The organism is Niallia sp. M35, from assembly GCF_050971705.1.
GTDB classification, from domain to species: Bacteria; Bacillota; Bacilli; order Bacillales; family Cytobacillaceae; genus Niallia; species Niallia circulans_A.
Genome location: NZ_JBPCEP010000033.1, coordinates 1 through 20,452 on the forward strand (window position 1 = coordinate 1; position 20,452 = coordinate 20,452).

The window sequence follows — 20,452 nt, forward strand, 5'->3', positions numbered from 1 at the left end:
AAAGCATCTATTCGTTAGATGCTTTTTTTATTTAAAATAAAAATCGCCTTTTAATGAGCAAATATGTCTTGGGCAGAAATGTTGTAAATCTTAACTTATGGCTAGATTCTCTAAAAATTGATAAATTAATTCAGGACCTTTTTCTGAGGAAACTTGTAAAAAAGATTCTATAAAGGGATAGTCTTTATTTGGCATCGTCTTTAATAGTTCACTCCACCATTCAATTTCATACCGCGCAATCATACTAAGGTTATATAGGATTAAATAATGGCTTAATAATTCATTGGATAAACAAGTTTTTTCTTTATCAGCAGAAACGGCATAAGATTCTTCTTTACTATCCCATTTAATAAAACTTCCTTGCTTGAGCGGTTCTAACAGGCGAATGGTCAACTCGCTTTTATTCTCTTCTATTTCCTCTAATTGTATACTATGATTCCTTTCTAAGTAATTTTTAAAGTGATTTATGTTCATATAGTATAAATCTAATATTTGATTCGAAATAATAATTTTATTAGCTGCTTGATCATGTACTTTAAAAAAGGTTGGTTTTCCTTCTAATACTTGAAATAAGTTAGATAATTCCGGGATATGACTTAAAAGATGTCCCATTTTTATTTTTTCCCCTTCTAAATTTTTGCAGGCAAACATTTTTTCAGCCATATAAGTGAAAAGTCCATTTTTTTGAATCTTTACTTCATCTTCGAAAAATAAATACTGTTGTTTTTTTAGTTTTCTTGTTGAAACTCCGTGTGCAAGAACAGAGGTGGAGTTTGGATAATTAGGATCGATCGTAAGCAAACATGCTTTTATTAAATGAACAAGACCATAAAATAAAAGAATGGGCTGAATACTCATTGGAGCATTTGCAGCTTGGTGATAATACAATTTGCCATGTTCTAAAAAGTACATAAAGGGATAACAATTCTGATAACTTTTAGAGTCTATATCAGATATATGTAAATTGCGATAGCATTTTTTTAGAAAATCTTGGGTATATTCCGCTGAAAAAAAACAACTATATGAGCTCCATCCTTTATAGAATTTGGACATTTGTTAGCCTCCTTGAATTTTTTGAAAAGTTAAACATATTAAACTGACCTTGACAGTATTTTGTCCAATTGATAACCTACTAATAATATTTTTAACAATATGGAGGCGTTAAAATGTGGGAAAGTAAATTTGCTAAAGAAGGATTAACGTTTGATGATGTGCTTTTAATTCCAGCTAAATCAGAAGTTTTGCCTCGTGATGTAAGCTTAAAAGTACAATTAGCGAAAAATTTAAATTTAAACATTCCGCTAATTAGTGCAGGAATGGATACTGTAACAGAAGCAGAAATGGCTATTGCTATTGCTAGACAAGGTGGATTAGGTATTATTCATAAAAATATGTCCATCGAGCAACAGGCTGAGCAAGTAGATAAAGTAAAACGCTCAGAAAGTGGTGTAATCACAGATCCTTTCTTTTTAACTCCTGAACACCAAGTATTTGATGCAGAGCATCTAATGGGTAAATATAGAATCTCCGGTGTGCCAATTGTTAATAACAACGAAGAGCAAAAACTAGTAGGTATTCTTACTAACCGTGACCTTCGCTTTATTGAAGACTTTTCCATTAAAATTTCGGATGTTATGACGAAAGAAAATTTAGTAACGGCTCCTGTAGGAACTACGTTAGAGGAAGCAGAAAAAATCTTACAACGATACAAGATTGAAAAATTACCTTTAATCGATGAAGAGGGTGTATTAAAGGGATTAATCACCATTAAAGATATAGAAAAAGTAATTGAATTTCCGCATTCAGCAAAAGATTCTCAAGGAAGATTATTAGTTGGGGCTGCAGTTGGTGTAACAAACGATGCATTAAAACGGGTTGAACTGCTTGTTAAATCTAATGTCGATGTAGTTGTCATTGATACTGCTCATGGCCATTCACAAGGTGTGCTAGAGGGTGTCAGAGATATTAGGAATGCATACCCTGATTTAACTATTATTGCTGGTAATGTAGCTACAGCAGAAGGAACACGAGCTTTAATCGAAGCTGGAGCAGACATTGTGAAAGTAGGAATTGGACCTGGTTCCATTTGTACAACACGTGTAGTTGCTGGTGTAGGTGTTCCTCAAATTACAGCAGTTTATGACTGTGCTACCGAGGCAAGAAAGCATGGTAAATCAATTATTGCAGATGGAGGAATTAAATACTCTGGTGATATTGTAAAAGCTTTGGCTGCAGGTGGACATGCGGTGATGTTAGGTAGTTTACTTGCAGGTGTTTCTGAAAGCCCTGGGGAAACAGAGATTTTCCAAGGCAGAAGATTTAAAGTATATAGAGGAATGGGCTCTGTTGCTGCAATGGAAAAGGGATCAAAGGATCGCTATTTCCAAGAAGATAATAAAAAGTTTGTTCCGGAAGGAATTGAGGGCAGACTTCCTTATAAAGGACCACTTTCCGATACTATTTACCAATTAGTAGGCGGTATCCGTTCAGGTATGGGATATTGTGGAACAAAAGATTTATATGAATTAAGAGAAAATGCACAATTTGTAAAAATGACAGGTGCTGGCTTAAGAGAAAGTCATCCACATGATGTTCAAATTACAAAAGAAGCACCAAACTATTCCCTTTCATAAACAAAGCTAGTGCCATATTAGTTTATGGAAAGTTTCCTTAATTTACTTTAGACAGTGAATGATGTCACTGTCTATTTTTTTTATTTTTTTTATGTTAAACTGTACAAGGGAAATAATTAACTTAAAAAATAAAGATAGATTAATAGATAAAATAGTTTTGGAGGTTTTAATATTGAAACAAGTAAAAAAGTGGACGGTGTCATTCATCATTGCTGTACTATTCTTAAGTACACTATCAACGGTTCTACCCTATCAAGCAAATGCTGCTGAAAAGGACGAACTAGGATTAAATGCAGGAGCAGCTATACTGGTAGATGCTAATACCGGGGAAATATTATATGAAAAAAATACAGATGAACTCCTTGGAGTTGCCTCCATGTCAAAAATGATGACAGAATATATTGTTCTGGAATCGATAAAGAACGGGAAAATTTCTTGGGATCAAAAGGTAAAAATAAATAATTATATTCACAGATTATCTGGAGCTCCGGAGTTATCCAATGTAGGGTTAACTGAAGGAGAAGAGTATACAGTTAAAGAATTGTATGAAGCAATGGCAATCCATTCAGGAAATGCAGCTACTGTTGCATTGGCAGAATTAATTGCTGGTACAGAGAAAAATTATATTAGTGTAATGAATAAAAAAGCCGAGGAATTAGGATTAAAAGATTTCGAATTTGTTAACTCTTCCGGTTTAAATAACAGTGATTTATTGGGAAATATCCCAGCTGGAACTGAAAAAGATGAAAACAAAATGTCAGCTAAGGCTGTTGCCAAGCTAGCATATCGTTTAATCAATGATTTTCCAGAAATACTAGAAACATCTGGTATGCCGAGCTTAAAGTTTAGAGATGGAAGAGAATATAAAAACTTTAACTGGTTAATTCCTTCTCTAATTTATGGATATGAGGGTGTAGATGGATTAAAAACAGGTTCTACTGATTATGCTAAATTTAATGTTACCGCTACTGCAAAAAAAGGGGATCATCGATATATCGTCGTTATTATGAAAAGTGAAACAAAGAATTCTCGTTTTGCAGAAGCAAGAAAAGTTTTAGACTTTGCTTTTAATAATTTTTCTACTGAAGAGGTACTTCCAGAAAATTACGTAGATGCAAAAAATAAAACGATTGATGTTATAAAAGGAAAAGAAGATAAAGTAAGCATTGGAACAAAAGATGCCGTTAACTTAGTAATCAAAAACAATGAGAAAGAAAACTATGTTGCCAAGGTTGTATTAGATGAGAAGAAATTAAATAAAGATGGCGAACTAACAGCTCCAATTAAAAAAGGAGATAAGGTTGGCTATGTAACAGTGCAAACGAAAGACGGAAAAGATGTGCCATTCCTAACAAATGACGGAAAAGAGAAAGCACAAGTAGATTTAGTGGCAAACGAAACAGTTGAAAAGGCAAATTGGTTTGTTTTGGCAATGCGTGGAATTGGTTCATTCTTCGCGAATGTATGGGGAAGTGTTTCTGATACAGTAAAAGGCTGGTTTTAATTAAAAACGATTTAAATAGCCAAGAACAATAATTAACTAGATAAATCGCATATATTATGGAAATTGAAAGAAAAAGAGCTTCTGTATTGACAGAAGCTCTTTTTTATTGTTTATTTTCAGTAGGGAATAATAATTTTATTCGAAAGATTAAGATAATTAAAATTGAAAAAGATACTTTACAGGGGGCAAACAATGAAAACTGGGACTGATAGAGTAAAACGTGGAATGGCTGAAATGCAAAAAGGCGGAGTAATCATGGATGTTATCAACGCAGAACAGGCCAAGATTGCAGAGGAAGCAGGGGCGGTAGCTGTTATGGCTCTTGAACGTGTTCCTTCCGATATTCGTGCAGCTGGCGGAGTTGCTAGAATGGCTGATCCTACGATTGTAGAGGAAGTAATGAATGCTGTAACAATCCCTGTAATGGCAAAGGCGCGTATTGGTCATATTGTCGAAGCAAGAGTGCTTGAAGCTATGGGTGTGGATTATATTGATGAGAGTGAAGTTCTAACTCCAGCAGATGAAGAGTTTCATTTAAATAAAAATGAATATACTGTTCCATTTGTATGTGGTTGTCGTGACCTTGGAGAAGCAGCAAGACGTATCGGCGAAGGTGCTTCTATGCTTCGTACAAAAGGGGAACCAGGAACGGGAAATATTGTGGAAGCAGTCCGTCACATTAGAAAAGTAAATGCGCAAGTCCGTAAAGTTGCTTACATGAATGAAGATGAATTAATGACAGAAGCTAAGATCTTAGGAGCTCCATATGAGCTTCTTTTAGAAATTAAGAGACTAGGTCGCCTGCCGGTTGTCAACTTCGCTGCTGGTGGTGTTGCAACGCCTGCTGATGCAGCTTTAATGATGCAATTAGGTGCCGATGGTGTATTTGTCGGTTCTGGTATTTTTAAATCAGATAATCCTGCAAAATTTGCTAGAGCAATAGTAGAAGCCACTACTCATTATCAAGATTATGAGTTGATTGCGGAAATTTCTAAAAACCTTGGAACAGCAATGAAAGGAATTGAAATATCTAGTTTAGCACCAGAAGCTCGTATGCAAGAGCGTGGTTGGTAAGATGAGCGCAACGGTAAATATAAAAATAGGGGTCCTTGGTTTACAAGGTGCAGTTAGAGAACATGTTAATGCAATTGAAGCAAATAATGCAGAAGCGATTGTCGTAAAGAAAGTAGAACAATTGGATGACATAGACGGTCTTATTATCCCTGGTGGAGAAAGTACAACCATGCGACGACTGATTGATAAATATGAACTTATGGAGGAGCTGCAGGCATTTGCTAAGACAGGGAAACCAATGTTTGGGACATGCGCAGGGTTAATCTTATTAGCAAACTCCATTAAAGGCTATGATAAGCCTCATATTGGTGTAATGGATGTACAAGTGGAGCGTAATTCCTTTGGGAGACAAAAGGAGAGCTTTGAGGCCAACCTAGATATTGCTGGGGTCGCGGAGGATTTTACTGCTGTATTTATCCGAGCACCACATATTGTTAGTGTTGGTGAAAATGTTGAGGTTTTAGCTAAACATAATGATCGTATTGTAGCAGCACGGGAAGCTCAGTTCTTGGGATGTTCTTTCCATCCTGAGTTAACGGAGGATCATCGCTTAACTGGTTATTTTATTAAAATGGCGATAGAAGCGAAGCAACACTTATTTGCATAAGCTGTTGAATTTCGGAAATAATTATAGTAAGATAAATGCAACTAATATATGGAATCTACTATGATAGGAAATAGTAACAGGTTACTTATTCTTTAAAGAGAGCCGATGGTTGGTGCGAATCGGTGAATAAAGCCTGCGAATCCATCCTAGAGTAAAAACAAGGAACGCATATGCTGCAAGTAATTGTTTTCGGCTAAAAACCGTTATGATCTTTAAGGTGAAAAGCAGTTTTATGCTTTTAACTAGGGTGGTAACGCGGGTAACTCTCGTCCCTTTTGGGGATGGGAGTTTTTTATTTGCAAAAAAGATTAAGGTCACAGGGTGTGTAACAGTAGATTGCATGTAGAAATAAAACATAGGAGGAATAGTAATGTTAGATATCAAATTTGTTCGTGCTAATTTTGATTTTGTAAAAAGTCAGTTACAGCATCGAGGAGAAGACTTATCAGAGCTTGATAATTTTGAAGCATTGGATGTAAGAAGAAGAGAGTTAATCGTTGAAACAGAGCAGCTGAAAAGTAAACGAAATGAGGTTTCTCAGCAAGTTGCTGTATTAAAGAGAGAGAAAAAAGATGCAGAAGCTCTTATCAGTGAAATGAGAGAAGTTGGTGAAAAAATTAAAGAATATGATAACGAGCTCCGCGATGTAGAAGAAAGATTACAAACAATCATGCTTGGTATTCCAAATCTCCCTCATGAAAGTGTTCCAGTAGGAGATACGGAAGATGATAATGTTGAAATTAGAAAATGGGGCGAAATTAGAAAATTTGATTTTGAACCAAAGCCTCACTGGGATGTTGCAACAGATTTAGATTTACTTGATTTTGAACGAGCAGCGAAGGTGACAGGAAGCCGCTTTGTATTTTATAAAGGATTAGGGGCAAAACTAGAAAGAGCGTTATTTAATTTCATGCTTGATTTGCATACAGAGGAACATGGCTATAAAGAAATTATCCCCCCATTCTTAGTAAATAGAGCTAGCTTAACAGGAACTGGCCAATTACCTAAGTTTGAGGAAGATGCTTTCTTAATAGAAAAAGAAGATTATTTCTTAATTCCAACTTCTGAAGTACCAGTAACGAACTTGCATAGAGATGAAATACTGGATGGGGATCAATTACCAATCAAGTATGCTGCATTTAGTGCAAACTTCCGTTCAGAAGCAGGATCTGCTGGAAGAGATACTAGGGGATTAATTAGACAGCATCAATTTAATAAAGTTGAGCTAGTTAAATTTGTTAAGCCAGAGGATTCTTATGAAGAGTTAGAATCTTTAACAAAAAATGCCGAAAAGGTATTACAGCTTCTAGGTTTACCATACCGTGTATTGAGCATGTGTACAGGTGATTTAGGGTTTACAGCCGCCAAGAAATATGATGTAGAGGTATGGATTCCAAGCTACAATATGTACCGTGAAATTTCTTCTTGCAGTAATTTTGAAGCATTTCAAGCAAGAAGAGCTAATATTCGTTTCCGTAGAGAGCCTAAAGGAAAACCGGAGCATGTGCATACATTAAACGGATCTGGTCTTGCTATCGGAAGAACAGTTGCTGCGATTTTAGAGAATTATCAGCAAGCTGACGGCAGTGTGGTAATTCCTGAAGTACTACGACCATATATGAGAAATAGAGAAGTAATTGCCCCTGAATAATAGGGCAAACAGTTAAAAAGGGTTGACCTCTTTAGAGGGATTGTATATTCTTTGGAGGTCAACTATTTTTCCTAGCTCCTTTATTAGAAAAATAAAAAATAAAAAAATGAAAAATATAGTTGACTTATGAAATAATAGATGATATATTATTATTTGTCTGATGGAGGAATACCCAAGTCCGGCTGAAGGGATCGGTCTTGAAAACCGACAGGCGGGTCAAACCGCGCAGGGGTTCGAATCCCCTTTCCTCCTCCATGATTTTATATTTTACATTGCGCATAATATTTGGAGATATATGTGACCTGCTACTACGGTAGCAGGTTTTTTATGTTTTATAAGCTTTTTTTATAAAGTTAGTAAAATCATTGAATGAATAAATAAAAAGGATTTTCCTTTGTTTTCCCTTACAGCCAGGCTTTCTAGTGAATGTCTGGCTGTAAAAGGAAAACGTGGAAAGTCCTTCTACGCTTTTTTGCTATAGTTTTTATGTTGAAGAATAGTACCTATTTTTTCTATTATAGGTTCGATAGATTGGCTGCCAGCAATTGCATCATATTCGTTAATATTTAGACGAAGAACTGGACATGCGGAGAAAGAATCAATCCATTTCTCATATCTTCCATGCATCTCTTTCCAATAATCAATTGGCGTTTGCTTTTCCATTTCGCGGCCTCTTCGATCAATACGCTGTAAAATGTCCTCGAGAGAGCCTTCTAGGTATATTAAAAGGTCTGGATGGGGGAAGTAAGGAGTCATAACCATCGCTTCAAAAAGACTCGTATATGTTTCGTAATCTACTTCCGACATGGTTCCTTTTTCGTAATGCATTCTTGCAAATATACCGGTATCCTCATAAATGGAACGATCTTGAATAAATCCGCCGCCATACTCAAAGATTCTCTTTTGTTCTTTAAATCGTTCTGCTAAAAAATATACTTGCAGATGAAAACTCCAGCGGCTGAAATCGTGATAAAATTTATCAAGATATGGGTTTGTGTCGACTTTCTCAAAGGAAGTCCGAAATTGCAAGGCATCTGCTAATGCATTTGTTAAGGTAGATTTTCCTACGCCAACTGTCCCAGCAATTGTAATAACAGAATTACTCGGAATATTATATTTTGTTCGTAGATTCATGATTAAAGGCTCCTATATTTAAAGTTTCTTTTATTGCGTCTATAATTTTTACTAAGTCTTGTTTGTTTTGAATAAAATCCAATGTATCTCCATTGAAATCTAATACTGGGATCTGTGGGTTATTCTTTTTGAAGTCATTCATGACAACATCGTAATCAGATGCTAGTTGTTCTAGATAAAGAGGACTAATATTTTTTTCGATGTCTCTATCTCTCTTTTTGATTCGTGCCATAAGTGTATCTAAACTTGCATGTAAATAAATAATAATATTCGGCATCGGCAGGTCTTCTGTTAACACGTCATATATTCGAATATATTTGTCTAAATCACTATCCTGCAAGGATCTTTTTGCGAAAATGAGATTTTTTAATATATGATAATCTGCAACTACAGGTATGTTTTTATTTAAGTAATGGTCTCTTGTATCGTTTAATTGCTTAAATCGATTACATAAGAAAAACATTTCTGTTTGAAAACTCCATTCATCAATGTTTTCATAAAATTTTCCGAGAAAGGGATTTTCCTCTACAATCTCCTTAAGAAGTTCGTATTGAAAATACTCTGAGAGCAATTTAGCTAAAGAAGTTTTTCCCACTCCGATAGGTCCTTCTACTGTAATAAAAGGGATACTATTCACACTTGTCCCTCCAGTTCTTTTATTTTGAGAAGCGAACTTTTTTAGGCTGCAAAAATAATGGCTATCATCCGACAACAGCTTTTCTAATGATTGCTTCTTTTAGTAGGTAATAAAAATAGTACAAGAGTCATTTTAACACATGGAAGAGAATGTGGACATATGCTTGTTTTTTCCTAAAAAAAATATTTTAGATTTTAGGCGAACTTTAAAAGTGGAAAAATTGAGAATTTTATTATTGCTAAATTATCAGTCTATGGTATTATATGGGTAAAGTTTATAATTGAATCACACTAGGGGATCCCTTGATAAGGGCTGAGAATAAAGTAGTTACTTTTAAACCCTTAAAACCTGAACAGGTTCGTACCTGCGTAGGAAAGTGGATACCTTTAAATATGTGTGCCTAATGGTCTTTTTTCATTAGGTGTAATTTATTAACCACTTTCTGCTTGGGAAAGTGGTTTTTTGTGTTTTCTTTTTAAAATTTAATATTTAAATGCTGAATTAATAGTTGGGAGATGATGAAATGAAGATAATGGCTGTAACAGATAATAAACATTCCTTTGAAAGACTCTCCTCCATATTATTAGAAATTCACCCATATGTGGATTATGTGCAAATTAGAGAGAAAGCAAAAAGCCCAAAAGAAATTTATTTACTTGGTGAGAGGCTGCTTAAGGAAGGGGTACCGGCTCAGAAAATAATCATAAATGACCGCCTAGACGTTGCAGCATTGCTCTCTTTAAGACATGTGCATTTACCAGGCAATGGATTACCTATTCAACCAGTAAAAAATATTTATCCAACATTATCTATAGGTGTATCTGTTCATAGTCAACAGGAAGCAATCATAGCAGAAAATGCTCGGGCTGATTATGTGATATATGGCCATTGTTTTCCGACTGACAGTAAAAAAGGAAAGATACCTATCGCGTTGCCATCGATCACTGATATAAAGAGAGATCTAACTATTCCTATTTATGCTATAGGTGGAATAACTGAAGAACGAGTCGGTAAATTAGCAAGTTTAGGTGTAGATGGAGTAGCGATTATGTCTGCTATATTTTCAGCGTCTCAGCCATTAAAAGCAGTACAACGACTAAGGGAAAGATGTGAAGAGTGTGGAATCCAAAAAATTTGATGTCGTTATTGTAGGTGGAGGAATTATTGGTAGTTCTATTGCTTACTATTTAGCAAAAGAAAACAGGAAGGTCGCCATATTAGAAGCAAATACAATAGGTGGGAAATCAACAAGCGCAGCAGCTGGGATGCTTGGCGCTCACTCTGAATATAAAGAGTTTAAGCAACTCTATCCATTTGCAAGAAGTAGTCAGCTTTTATATAAGGAGCTTTATGAGGAGATAAGGGAGCTTACTGCTATTGATTTTGAGAAAAGAAATGGCGGTTTATTAAAGCTTGCTTATTCAGAGGAAGAAAAAGGGGAACTAGAACCTATTTTGGCCCTATCATCCGTGGAATGGCTGGATGCTGAACTAGCAAGGAAAATGGTTCCCCAGCTTTCTAGCGCTATCTTCGGAGCAGCATTTTTGAAAGAGGATGTACATATCACCCCATTGATAGCATGTAATGGTTTAAGTAAAGGAGCGCAGCTATTCGGAGCAGAAGTTTATGAATATACCCGTGTATTAGGAGTCAAAAAGAAAGGGATAGATTATGTCATAAAAACGTCGCAAGGTGCTTTTTTCGCAGAAAATGTAGTCATTGCAAGTGGAGTATGGAGCAATTACTTCTTTCAGCAATTAGGGTTATCACACGAAATTACCCCGGTTAAGGGAGAATGTGTATCTGTAGAAAATGAAGGATTTCCCTTGCAATATTCCGTATTTCATAATCAATTTTACATTGTACCAAGAAATAATCAGGAGTTCATTATTGGAGCAACGAAAAAATGGAATGAATGGAGTGAGGAACCTTCCCTTGATGGGATAGAGGAAGTTATACAAAAAGCAAAGGAAATGATACCAGAAGTTGGAAGGATGAAGTGGAAGAGAGCGTGGGCTGGCCTAAGACCACAAACGTATGATGGTTATCCATTTATAGGTGAGCATCCAGAAATGAAAGGCTTGTATTTTGCAACTGGACACCAAAGAAATGGAATTCTTTTAGCTCCTATAACAGGAAAGATGATTAGAGATTTAATATTGGGTATGCCTGTAAAAAGCGAATGGCTAGATGCCTTTAAAGTTGAGCGACGTATTTTAGTCTGATGGGGAGGGGAGTAATTGAATATACAATTGAATGGTAAGGAACAACAGCTGCCTAAAGAGGTTGTTACGGTAGAGGATCTCCTACACTTTTTTGAATTAAATAATCGTATTGTCATAGTAGAAATAAATCGGGATATTTTGCAAAAAGAACAGTACCAAACACATGTATTAAAAGAAAGCGATAGAGTAGAACTAATTCACTTTGTTGGAGGAGGATGAAAATGTTAACAATAGCAAATCGTACCTTTCGGTCTCGTTTGTTACTTGGGACAGGAAAATACCCATCATTTGAAATACAAAAAAAAGCGGTAGAAGTATCAGAAAGTGAGATTCTAACCTTTGCGGTACGCAGGATGAATATATTTGAAAAATCACAGCCTAATTTCTTGGAACAGCTGGATTTAAAGCGTTATACTCTCCTTCCGAATACTGCGGGAGCGAAGACTGCAGAAGAAGCGGTAAGAATTGCTAAACTCGCAAAGGCATCTGGACTATGTGACATGATTAAAGTAGAAGTAATCGGTTGTGATAAGTCGCTGCTGCCGGATCCGATAGAAACTTTGAGGGCATCTGAACAATTATTAGAAGAGGGATTCATTGTGTTGCCTTATACCTCTGATGATGTTGTGCTGGCAAAACGGTTAGAACAGTTAGGTGTACATGCTATTATGCCAGGTGCTTCCCCCATTGGGTCAGGAAAAGGAATTATCAATCCGCTAAATTTACAATTTATTATCGAGCAAAGTAATGTACCTGTTATTGTGGATGCAGGAATTGGCTCGCCAAAGGACGCAGCATATGCAATGGAACTTGGCGCAGATGGGGTACTTTTAAATACAGCGGTTTCGAATGCATCTGATCCAGTTAAAATGGCTCAGGCGATGAAATTAGCTATAGAAGCTGGAAGATTGGGGTATGAAGCAGGGAGAATAATCGAGAAGAATTATGGTGTTGCAAGTAGTCCGATTGCGGGGATGATTCCATCTTGACTAGTCGTTTTTTAAAGCAGGAATTATTTATTGGTAAAGAGGGACAAAGAAATATTGAAGCTAGTCATGCTGTTATTTTAGGGGCAGGAGCCTTAGGATCAGCTAGTTCTGAGATGCTGGTAAGAGCAGGAATAGGAAGACTGACTATTATCGATCGTGATTACGTAGAAGAGAGCAATTTGCAAAGGCAACAGCTCTATACGGAAGAGGATGCAGCCGATAAACTCCCTAAAGCTGTTGCGGCAAAAAGGAGATTAAAGGATATTAGCAGTCATACGCTTATAGAGGCAGTGGTGGCGGATATAAACTGTCATACAATCGAAAAATTTATAGAGGGTGCTTCTATTCTAATAGATGGTACCGATAATTTTGAAACAAGATTAGTCATAAATGATGCTGCGATTAAGCTGAAAATACCATTTCTTTTTGGGGCATGTGTAGGAAGCTATGGGCTTTCCTATCCAGTCGCAGGGGAGAATGCGCCATGTCTTCATTGTTTAATTGAACAGCTCCCTTCCCAGGAAATAACCTGTGATACCGCAGGGGTTATCAGTCCTATTGTTCAGTGGGTTGCTGCTATGCAAGTATCGCAAGCCATACAAATTCTTTCTGGTGAAAAGTTATTGCCGGTACTACGTTCTTTTGATATTTGGAAAATGGAATATGCGGAAATGAATGTCGAAAAGCTAAAAAAATTTGAGTGTCCTACATGCGGAGGAAGAGCAGATTTTCCGTATTTGTCTTTTCAAAATCAAACAAAAGCAGCGGTGTTATGTGGGAGGGATGCTGTTCATATTCGCCCTGCTACGTCAAAGAGATTGGATCTTTATGTGCTTTCAAAGCAATGGAAGGCCCTTGTCCAAAACTTAATTGCCAATCCTTATTTAGTGTCTTTTCAATATGATGATTATCGGGTGATTCTTTTTGAAGATGGGCGTGCGATCATTCATGGAACATCAGAGATAAGTGTAGCAAAATCCATTTATGCGAGATTGATTGGATAGGGTTAAAAAAGGAAAGAGCTATTTGATAAGATCTTTCCTTTTTTTTATCAATATACTGCAATTAGTCTACTTGGTGTTACAGGTGTTGAGCCGAATCATACAGGTTTTTTAAGTGAAAATAAGTTGACTATGTTCTTTTTGTTATGTGAAAATTATCGGCAAGTAAAAGCCAGTTTTGGGGAAAGGCTAAACCTAATTTCCAATAACTAATTCCTCTTAAATCCAACTCTTTGATTAAATTGAATTTTGCTTGAATAGAACGAGCATCCTCAAACCACACTTCATGCAGCCTGCCTTCACTGTCTGTGTATTTAAAATAGGGAGCCTGTGCTTTTTGATCATATAGTATCTCCGCATTATAATCAGCTGCAAGTTGAATGGCTGCTTGAGGGCTAAGTGCTTTTGCTACTGTTCCTTCGACAAAGGGAAGGGTCCAATCATAACCATATAAATTTTGCCCCATCATAATTTTAGAGGGAGGCATCTCCGTGATGGCATATTCTAAAACATCTCTAACTGGTCCAATAGGAGAAACAGCCATAGCGGGCCCCCCGCTATACCCCCATTCATAAGTCATGATAACGACAAAATCGACAATTTCTCCGTGTGCTCTGTAATCATGTGCTTCATACCATTTTCCTTTTTGAGTAGCGCTAGTTTTTGGAGCTAAAGCAGTAGATATTAGCCAACCCTCTTGGGAAAAACGATTTTTCGCTCTACGGAGAAAACGATTATAGGCTTCCCGATCCTCCGGGCGTAAATATTCAAAATCAAAATGGATATCCTGAAATCCATATTTCTTTGCGGTCGTCACAATATTATGGAGGAAGTTATTTTGAATAGTTTCCTCATTTAATAGGATTCGTCCGAGCTCATCACTGAATTGATCATTTTCTTGATTCGTAATAACCATCATAAGTACATTATTATTTCTCTGGGCAATTTCAGGGAAATTATTAAGAAGTGGTTCTTTTAAACCGCCATCTCGTAATGCTTGAAAACTAAACGGTGCAAGGTAGGTTAAATAAGGAGCTGCTTCTCGTGCACTTTCCTCAAGATTAGGTGCGACATATGTACCCCGTGGTTCTACATATGCGTTAGACTCGACCGGTCTTTTCGGCCTCTCGGGAATATATAAACGTAAACCAACTTGTAAAGGTTGGTTAACAGCAATAGAGTTGATAGAAGCTAATTGCTCATAATTCAACCTGAACCGTTGAGCAATAGACCAAAGCGTATCTCCAGATTGAACCCAATAAAAGCTACCGATAATAGGGATAACGAGTGCTTGCCCTATTACTAATCGGTCTGGATTTGGTAGATCATTCGCTTCTACTATATCATTAACCGTAGTACCGTATGCAGCTGCAATGCCTGTTAATGTTTGATTATTACGGACAACGTGAATTTGCATATTCTTCCCTCCTGACAGGATACATTATTACAGTTTATGAGGAAGAAAGAGCAGAAATGATTGTATTTTCATTGAATGTAAATATTTTTGCATTCATGACATTTTTCATCATGCGAATAGCATATTGATTATCTTCATTATCAACAGAAGCAATACAATTATCTGGAATAAGAAGCGGGTACTCTCGCATATAGGCATCATTAGCAGTAAATAAAACGCAAATATTTCCGGCAATTCCGGTAAGGATAAGGTTTTTAACCTGCAATTGATGAAGTAGGGTATATAAAGCTGTGCCATAAAAGGCAGAATGTCTTGGTTTGATTAAAAAATAGTCGGTATCATCTGGTCTGATTTTATCAATAATAGGTTCACTTTTTTCATTTCTACAATAATCAATTACTTTATTCAATTCAGCTTGCCATAGATTATAATGGTCGTTGATATAAATAATCGGTATTTTTTCTTTTTTGCATTGTTTTTTAAGCAGTTGAATATGCTCTGCAATTATTAATGTTTTTTCTGCTAAAATATTTCCATGCACAAAACGAAAGTCATTTATCATATCAATAATTAAGAGTGCTGTGTCAGATGATTCCATATGGTTCTCCTTTTCTATGTAAGATGGTAGAATAAAAAATTAGCTAGTGTGCTGGAAGATAAACTAACTTCCAGCATGGGTTAGTTGGAAAATAGAATTGATTTTCTTAGTTTAAGTAAAAGAAGGATTTTCATTACAAATTTTGTGTTTATATATAGGTGGGCTGTAATTATGGAAATAAACCAAGATCAATTATTTATGAAAATAGCTATAGAGGAAGCAAAGAAGGCTGCGGAAATAGGAGAAGTGCCGATTGGTGCAGTTGTTGCTTATAGAGGGGAAGTAATTGCTAGAGCACATAATTTAAGAGAAACAGACCAATCTGCCATTGCTCATGCTGAATTGCTTGCTATTGAGAAGGCGTGTGAAGTATTAGGAACATGGAGACTAGAGGAAGCCACGCTTTATGTTACGCTAGAGCCCTGTGCTATGTGTTCTGGAGCTATCCTGCTGTCACGAATTCCAAGGGTGGTTTATGGTGCAGCGGATCCAAAGGGAGGATGTGCTGGTACTTTTATGAATTTACTTCAAGATGACCGATTTAACCACCAAAGTGAAGTAATTACGGGTGTATTAGCAGAAGAGTGTGGACAGTTATTAACTTCTTTTTTTCGCGAAATAAGAAACCGAAGGAAGAAGAAAAAGGAACGGAAGACAAGTGTTTTGGATTCTTACAATAATTAACAAATGCTTTATGTTGATTTTTCCGTCCATTATCAGTATACTAAGAGTGTGTCTTAGGACACCTAATATTTCGGTATCAATTTTGTCGTGCTAAGCGGGGAGGTAGCGGTGCCCTGTACTCGCAATCCGCTCTAGCGAGGCTGAATTCCTTTCTGAGGCTGGTATCCTGTAGGGTCTGCCTTAAGTAAGTGGTGTTGACGTCCGGGTCCTGCGCAATGGGAATCCATGAACCATGTCAGGTCCGGAAGGAAGCAGCATTAAGTGGACACCCCCATGTGCCGCAGGGTTACCTGGACCGAGCTAACTACTTAAGTAACGCTTATGGGTGCCAGTCGATGAAAGGTGCACGGCAGTTATAATTATACATACAAAACTCATCCTATGTGGATGAGTTTTTTTGTAAGTTAAAGGGAATGGCTGCATTCCTTTTGTTTGGAAATAGTTATTCTCTTTTTCGAAGAGAATAACTATTTCCATGTCTTTATGTATGCTATTATGGATGTAAAAATATAAACGGATAAGCTATAATAAAAAAGAAAATAAAAAATGGAGGGTACTATGAACTATCAAGCTTTATATCGGGTTTGGCGTCCTCAACAGTTTATTGATGTAGTAGGGCAGGAACACGTAACAAAGACATTGCAAAATGCCCTTCTTCAACAAAAAATCTCTCATGCTTACCTGTTCTCTGGGCCGAGAGGGACAGGGAAAACAAGTGCAGCGAAAATATTAGCGAAAGCAGTTAACTGTGAGAGAGCACCAATTAGTGAACCTTGTAATGAATGTGATGCATGTAGAGGAATTACAGATGGTACTATCCCTGATGTAATTGAAATAGATGCTGCTTCCAATAATGGAGTAGAAGAAATAAGGGATATAAGAGATAAGGTGAAATTTGCTCCTAGCTCTGTACCTTACAAAGTATATATTATTGATGAAGTTCATATGCTGTCAATTGGAGCGTTTAATGCGCTTTTAAAAACATTGGAGGAACCCCCTAAACATGTAATCTTTATTTTAGCCACTACTGAGCCTCACAAAATTCCTTTAACCATTATTTCAAGATGTCAGCGGTTTGATTTTAGACGAATTACATCGCAAGCGATTGTCAATCGAATGAGATTGATTATGGATGAATCAGCGATCTCTTGTGAGGAAAAAGCATTACAAATGATTGCAAGAGCAGCAGATGGTGGAATGCGTGATGCTTTAAGTTTACTAGATCAAGCGATTTCTTATAGTAATGAAGTAGTTACGGTTGAAGATGCTTTGACAGTGACGGGTGCTGTTTCACAAAACTTTTTAAATACATTGTCGAGAGCTATTTTAGATGGAGATACGGTAAGAGGGCTCCAATCTTTAGATGAATTACTTCTTGCTGGGAAGGACTCTAATCGTTTTATTGAAGATTTCATCTTTTTCTATCGCGATATGCTACTTTATAAAACGGCTCCTAATTTAGAGGAATCCTTAGAAAGGGTTTTATTGGATGATGATTTTAAAGATCTTGCAGAAACACATACACATGAACAAATTTATGAGCTTATAAATTTGCTGAATAGAACACAGCAAGATATGCGCTGGACAAACCATCCGAGAATCTTTTTAGAAGTAGCCATTGTGAAATTATGTCAGTTGGAAGCACCAAACATATCTGGGCAATCTAATGTAAACATTCCAGAAATACAATCTTTGCTGAGTAAGGTATCTTCTTTAGAAGAAGAATTGGCGAATATTAAGCAAAAAGGTGTTACTGTAGTCGCAGAAACGCAGCCAACACAGAAAAAAACAAGAACAAATAGAAAAGGATTTCAAGCACCTTTAGGGAAAATAACAGAAACACTAAAAAATGCAACAAAGCAAGAATTGCAAAGTATAAAGAGTAATTGGGGAGCTATGCTGAATACTCTTGTGCAAAACCAAATGAGATCGCAAGCTGCATTGTTGAATGAAGCAGAACCAGTTGCTGCATCAACGGATTCCATTATTATTAAATTTAAATATGAAATCCACTGTCAAATGGCGTTAGATAATGTTAAATTTATAGAGACAATCACTAATTCTTTGTATCAACTCCTTGGAAAAAGGTATAATTTATTAGGAGTCCCTGAAGAGCAATGGCTAAACATTAGAGAAGAATTTCTCAATAGCTCCCAGCACCTAGAAGCTTCTGAAGAAGGAGACGGTGAAGAGCGGCAAGATAACCCCGTTGTATCAGAAGCGATAAAATTATTTGGTGAAGAATTATTAGAAGTGAAGGATTAATTTCGAACCTATTGGTTATATATGTAAGTAATCTATTATGTAAAAACCAATGGAAACTATAAATTGGAGGTAGTATATATGCGTGGAATGGGAAATATGCAAAATATGATGAAACAAATGCAAAAGATGCAAAAGAAAATGGCAGAGGCGCAAGAACAGCTTGGTGAAGAAAAGATTGAAGGAACAGCAGGCGGCGGAATGGTAACTGTTGTTGTATCTGGTCATAAAGAAATTATTGATGTGATTATTAAGGAAGAGGTTGTAGATCCAGAAGATGTAGAAATGTTGCAAGATTTAGTTTTAGCTGCAACAAATGATGCTTTGAAAAAAGCGGATGAATTAACAAATTCTACAATGGGTCAGTTTACAAAAGGATTAAACCTTCCTGGAATGTTTTAAGGGGGGAGATTATGCACTATCCTGAACCTATATCAAAGCTAATTGACAGCTTTATGAAATTGCCAGGCATTGGGCCTAAAACGGCCTCTAGACTGGCTTTTTTTGTATTAAATATGAAGGAAGATACCGTGCTGGATTTTGCGAAAGCATTAGTTAATGCGAAAAGAAACCTAACTTATTGTTCTGTATGTGGTCATATTACGGATCAAGATCCATGCTATATCTGTGAAGATAGTAGAAGAGATCGAAGTATTATATGTGTAGTACAAGATCCAAAAGATGTCATTGCAATGGAAAAAATGAAAGAATATAACGGACTTTATCATGTTCTCCACGGGGCTATTTCTCCGATGGATGGGATTGGACCAGAAGATATCAATGTACCTTCTTTGATAAAGAGATTGCAGGATGATGAGGCCCAAGAAGTTATTATGGCAACAAACCCGAATATAGAAGGAGAAGCGACAGCTATGTATATTTCTCGTCTGCTCAAACCATCAGGTATTAAAATCACAAGAATTGCTCATGGTTTGCCGGTAGGTGGAGATTTAGAATATGCAGATGAGGTTACACTATCTAAAGCGTTAGAAGGTCGAAGAGAAGTGTAAGGTACAGGAGGGCTAGCGGATGTTCTTTCGAAAAAAAGGAAAGTTAAGGAAGGAATTTGATGAGAAGCTATTAGTTCAATTTAGTCATTTAAAAAAAGAATGGTTAAATGATAAAAGTTTGTTAGATAAGAGTTTTGATCCTTCCGATGAAGTAATTAGTGGAGCTAAATTATCAGAGGCAAAGTATTTTTTCTTATTTAAAGAAGCAAAACAAAGAAAAATAAATTTATTGAAATAATAAGCAGGCCGAGTGAAGAATGAACTGCTCCCCATTATATAACAGATTGTATTTTTTAAATCAGTCTACCTAATGGGGAGCATATCAGAATCTTTTATTCGGTTCTTTTATTTTTACATCGATCTTTTTAACTTTGATAGTGAATAAGCACATGGCTGAAAAGTGCTAATTAAAATGAAAAGTTGTCCATCCTAGGTCTTATTTATGGAAATGATACATATTTATAAATACAAGCATAATAAGGGAGGATGGACAGTGAGCCCGGTTGTTATTATATCTATTGTCATTGGGTTGGTTATTTTGTTGTTAGTAGTCGGTACACCAATAAAACCACTTAGAATGATTGGACAAGGTATTATAAAAATTATGATAGGTGCGTTATTTTTATTTTTCCTAAATACGGTCGGTAATCAATATGGTATACATGTGCCAATTAATTTTGCAACCTCCACCGTATCAGGAATATTGGGGATTCCAGGAGTAGCAGCATTAGTAGCGATTCAATTATATATTATATAATTAAAACGTATAATGATACTCGAAAAGGAGATTATCTAAATTCAGAACAAAGGAGAGAAAGCTTTGTGAGGATTTATAGTTAATCTCTTTTATTTGTGAGCTGATTTTATTAATTTAAAACAGGGTTTGGGAATAAAGATAAAATACTATTAAAAAGTATTGACTTCATATATAAAGGGTGATAATATATAAAAAGTCGCCAGATTGGTTAGCTTAATCACTGGAAATGCTTTTAAAAAAAGTATTTGACATATAATATGTATTTGTGA

General features: G+C 36.2%; 21 protein-coding genes, 1 tRNA gene, 1 other RNA gene, 1 riboswitch and 1 other annotated feature. Of the genes, 18 read left to right on the forward strand and 5 right to left on the reverse strand.

Annotation, left to right across the window (positions count from 1 at the left end):
- Positions 1–90: 90 nt before the first annotated feature.
- Complete coding sequence (locus tag NiCM35_RS26235; protein WP_095334344.1) at positions 91–1,053, reverse strand: YaaC family protein; 963 nt, start codon at positions 1,051–1,053, stop codon at positions 91–93.
- Positions 1,054–1,166: 113 nt separating this feature from the next.
- On the opposite strand from NiCM35_RS26235, the gene guaB reads away from it, so the two are divergent.
- The 6 genes from guaB (at position 1,167) to NiCM35_RS26265 (ending at position 7,724) form a co-directional block, all read left to right on the forward strand.
- Positions 1,167–2,633 (forward strand): IMP dehydrogenase, encoded by a 1,467-nt coding sequence (guaB, locus tag NiCM35_RS26240; protein WP_095334345.1) that lies wholly within the window; start codon positions 1,167–1,169, stop codon positions 2,631–2,633.
- A 172-nt stretch (positions 2,634–2,805) separates the two neighbouring features.
- Positions 2,806–4,137, forward strand: a complete 1,332-nt coding sequence (locus NiCM35_RS26245) for a D-alanyl-D-alanine carboxypeptidase family protein (RefSeq protein ID WP_433780893.1) — start codon at positions 2,806–2,808, stop codon at positions 4,135–4,137.
- A gap of 192 nt (positions 4,138–4,329) precedes the next feature.
- On the forward strand, positions 4,330–5,211 hold the full coding sequence (gene pdxS, locus NiCM35_RS26250) for a pyridoxal 5'-phosphate synthase lyase subunit PdxS (RefSeq protein ID WP_123258654.1): 882 nt from the start codon (positions 4,330–4,332) through the stop codon (positions 5,209–5,211).
- A gap of 1 nt (position 5,212) precedes the next feature.
- The gene (pdxT, locus tag NiCM35_RS26255; RefSeq protein WP_433780894.1) at positions 5,213–5,818 is read left to right on the forward strand and encodes a pyridoxal 5'-phosphate synthase glutaminase subunit PdxT; all 606 of its coding nucleotides are present in this window, start codon (positions 5,213–5,215) and stop codon (positions 5,816–5,818) included.
- Positions 5,819–5,869: 51 nt separating this feature from the next.
- Positions 5,870–6,095: a binding site (T-box leader), on the forward strand.
- 93 nt (positions 6,096–6,188) lie between these two features.
- Positions 6,189–7,469 carry a serine--tRNA ligase gene (serS, locus tag NiCM35_RS26260; protein ID WP_095334349.1) on the forward strand — a complete coding sequence of 427 codons (1,281 nt, stop codon included), beginning with the start codon at positions 6,189–6,191 and terminating at the stop codon, positions 7,467–7,469.
- 162 nt (positions 7,470–7,631) lie between these two features.
- A tRNA-Ser gene (locus NiCM35_RS26265) sits at positions 7,632–7,724 on the forward strand.
- A 207-nt stretch (positions 7,725–7,931) separates the two neighbouring features.
- On the opposite strand, the gene NiCM35_RS26270 is transcribed toward NiCM35_RS26265, so the two are convergent.
- Together NiCM35_RS26270 and NiCM35_RS26275 are read right to left on the reverse strand one after the other, a co-directional pair.
- Positions 7,932–8,603 carry a deoxynucleoside kinase gene (locus tag NiCM35_RS26270; protein ID WP_061801295.1) on the reverse strand — a complete coding sequence of 224 codons (672 nt, stop codon included), beginning with the start codon at positions 8,601–8,603 and terminating at the stop codon, positions 7,932–7,934.
- Positions 8,581–9,240, reverse strand: a complete 660-nt coding sequence (locus tag NiCM35_RS26275; RefSeq protein ID WP_095334350.1) for a deoxynucleoside kinase — start codon at positions 9,238–9,240, stop codon at positions 8,581–8,583. Before NiCM35_RS26275 ends, NiCM35_RS26270 begins: the two co-directional genes overlap by 23 nt.
- Before the next feature lie 282 nt (positions 9,241–9,522).
- Positions 9,523–9,632, forward strand: a riboswitch (TPP riboswitch).
- A gap of 131 nt (positions 9,633–9,763) precedes the next feature.
- Here NiCM35_RS26275 and NiCM35_RS26280 point away from each other — a divergent pair.
- Genes NiCM35_RS26280 through NiCM35_RS26300 form a run of 5 tightly spaced genes read left to right on the forward strand, consistent with a single transcriptional unit; the run spans position 9,764 to position 13,458 of the window.
- The gene (locus tag NiCM35_RS26280) at positions 9,764–10,378 is read left to right on the forward strand and encodes a thiamine phosphate synthase (protein ID WP_095334351.1); all 615 of its coding nucleotides are present in this window, start codon (positions 9,764–9,766) and stop codon (positions 10,376–10,378) included.
- Positions 10,350–11,465, forward strand: a complete 1,116-nt coding sequence (thiO, locus tag NiCM35_RS26285; protein WP_433780895.1) for a glycine oxidase ThiO — start codon at positions 10,350–10,352, stop codon at positions 11,463–11,465. The genes NiCM35_RS26280 and thiO overlap by 29 nt, the downstream gene beginning before the upstream one ends.
- 15 nt (positions 11,466–11,480) lie before the next feature.
- On the forward strand, positions 11,481–11,684 hold the full coding sequence (gene thiS, locus NiCM35_RS26290; RefSeq protein ID WP_095334353.1) for a sulfur carrier protein ThiS: 204 nt from the start codon (positions 11,481–11,483) through the stop codon (positions 11,682–11,684).
- Complete coding sequence (locus tag NiCM35_RS26295) at positions 11,681–12,454, forward strand: thiazole synthase (RefSeq protein WP_123260159.1); 774 nt, start codon at positions 11,681–11,683, stop codon at positions 12,452–12,454. The genes thiS and NiCM35_RS26295 overlap by 4 nt, the downstream gene beginning before the upstream one ends.
- The gene (locus NiCM35_RS26300; RefSeq protein ID WP_433780896.1) at positions 12,451–13,458 is read left to right on the forward strand and encodes a ThiF family adenylyltransferase; all 1,008 of its coding nucleotides are present in this window, start codon (positions 12,451–12,453) and stop codon (positions 13,456–13,458) included. The genes NiCM35_RS26295 and NiCM35_RS26300 overlap by 4 nt, the downstream gene beginning before the upstream one ends.
- Positions 13,459–13,585: 127 nt before the next feature.
- Here the strand turns inward: NiCM35_RS26300 and NiCM35_RS26305 are convergent, their stop codons facing one another.
- Positions 13,586–14,872 carry a glycosyl hydrolase family 18 protein gene (locus NiCM35_RS26305; RefSeq protein ID WP_249879490.1) on the reverse strand — a complete coding sequence of 429 codons (1,287 nt, stop codon included), beginning with the start codon at positions 14,870–14,872 and terminating at the stop codon, positions 13,586–13,588.
- A gap of 34 nt (positions 14,873–14,906) precedes the next feature.
- Positions 14,907–15,470, reverse strand: coding sequence for a cysteine hydrolase family protein (locus tag NiCM35_RS26310; RefSeq protein WP_123258658.1), 564 nt, complete (start codon positions 15,468–15,470; stop codon positions 14,907–14,909).
- Between the two features lie 171 nt (positions 15,471–15,641).
- Here NiCM35_RS26310 and tadA point away from each other — a divergent pair, with 171 nt between their 5' ends.
- The 7 genes from tadA to NiCM35_RS26345 all read left to right on the forward strand — a co-directional run bounded on the left by tadA (position 15,642) and on the right by NiCM35_RS26345 (position 20,183).
- A complete protein-coding gene (gene tadA, locus NiCM35_RS26315) occupies positions 15,642–16,154 on the forward strand; it encodes a tRNA adenosine(34) deaminase TadA (protein ID WP_095334358.1) in 513 nt (170 codons plus the stop codon).
- Positions 16,155–16,239: 85 nt separating this feature from the next.
- Positions 16,240–16,504: signal recognition particle sRNA large type (gene ffs / locus NiCM35_RS26320), an RNA gene on the forward strand.
- 208 nt (positions 16,505–16,712) lie between these two features.
- Complete coding sequence (gene dnaX, locus NiCM35_RS26325; RefSeq protein WP_095334359.1) at positions 16,713–18,419, forward strand: DNA polymerase III subunit gamma/tau; 1,707 nt, start codon at positions 16,713–16,715, stop codon at positions 18,417–18,419.
- Positions 18,420–18,497: 78 nt separating this feature from the next.
- Positions 18,498–18,818 carry a YbaB/EbfC family nucleoid-associated protein gene (locus NiCM35_RS26330; RefSeq protein WP_047944843.1) on the forward strand — a complete coding sequence of 107 codons (321 nt, stop codon included), beginning with the start codon at positions 18,498–18,500 and terminating at the stop codon, positions 18,816–18,818.
- A gap of 11 nt (positions 18,819–18,829) precedes the next feature.
- Complete coding sequence (recR, locus tag NiCM35_RS26335; protein WP_016205308.1) at positions 18,830–19,426, forward strand: recombination mediator RecR; 597 nt, start codon at positions 18,830–18,832, stop codon at positions 19,424–19,426.
- 19 nt (positions 19,427–19,445) lie between these two features.
- On the forward strand, positions 19,446–19,664 hold the full coding sequence (locus tag NiCM35_RS26340; RefSeq protein ID WP_095334361.1) for a YaaL family protein: 219 nt from the start codon (positions 19,446–19,448) through the stop codon (positions 19,662–19,664).
- Positions 19,665–19,919: 255 nt separating this feature from the next.
- Positions 19,920–20,183 (forward strand): pro-sigmaK processing inhibitor BofA family protein, encoded by a 264-nt coding sequence (locus NiCM35_RS26345; RefSeq protein WP_047944838.1) that lies wholly within the window; start codon positions 19,920–19,922, stop codon positions 20,181–20,183.
- Positions 20,184–20,452: the final 269 nt, after the last annotated feature.

Coding starts and splice junctions, on each gene's coding strand:
- NiCM35_RS26310 (WP_123258658.1), bottom strand. CDS start 15,470: ATGGAATCATCTGACACAGCACTCTTAATTATTGATATGATAAATGAC.
- tadA (WP_095334358.1), top strand. CDS start 15,642: ATGGAAATAAACCAAGATCAATTATTTATGAAAATAGCTATAGAGGAA.
- NiCM35_RS26235 (WP_095334344.1), bottom strand. CDS start 1,053: ATGTCCAAATTCTATAAAGGATGGAGCTCATATAGTTGTTTTTTTTCA.
- pdxS (WP_123258654.1), top strand. CDS start 4,330: ATGAAAACTGGGACTGATAGAGTAAAACGTGGAATGGCTGAAATGCAA.
- dnaX (WP_095334359.1), top strand. CDS start 16,713: ATGAACTATCAAGCTTTATATCGGGTTTGGCGTCCTCAACAGTTTATT.
- serS (WP_095334349.1), top strand. CDS start 6,189: ATGTTAGATATCAAATTTGTTCGTGCTAATTTTGATTTTGTAAAAAGT.
- NiCM35_RS26330 (WP_047944843.1), top strand. CDS start 18,498: ATGCGTGGAATGGGAAATATGCAAAATATGATGAAACAAATGCAAAAG.
- pdxT (WP_433780894.1), top strand. CDS start 5,213: ATGAGCGCAACGGTAAATATAAAAATAGGGGTCCTTGGTTTACAAGGT.
- recR (WP_016205308.1), top strand. CDS start 18,830: ATGCACTATCCTGAACCTATATCAAAGCTAATTGACAGCTTTATGAAA.
- NiCM35_RS26270 (WP_061801295.1), bottom strand. CDS start 8,603: ATGAATCTACGAACAAAATATAATATTCCGAGTAATTCTGTTATTACA.
- NiCM35_RS26340 (WP_095334361.1), top strand. CDS start 19,446: ATGTTCTTTCGAAAAAAAGGAAAGTTAAGGAAGGAATTTGATGAGAAG.
- NiCM35_RS26295 (WP_123260159.1), top strand. CDS start 11,681: ATGAAAATGTTAACAATAGCAAATCGTACCTTTCGGTCTCGTTTGTTA.
- NiCM35_RS26305 (WP_249879490.1), bottom strand. CDS start 14,872: ATGCAAATTCACGTTGTCCGTAATAATCAAACATTAACAGGCATTGCA.
- guaB (WP_095334345.1), top strand. CDS start 1,167: ATGTGGGAAAGTAAATTTGCTAAAGAAGGATTAACGTTTGATGATGTG.
- NiCM35_RS26280 (WP_095334351.1), top strand. CDS start 9,764: ATGAAGATAATGGCTGTAACAGATAATAAACATTCCTTTGAAAGACTC.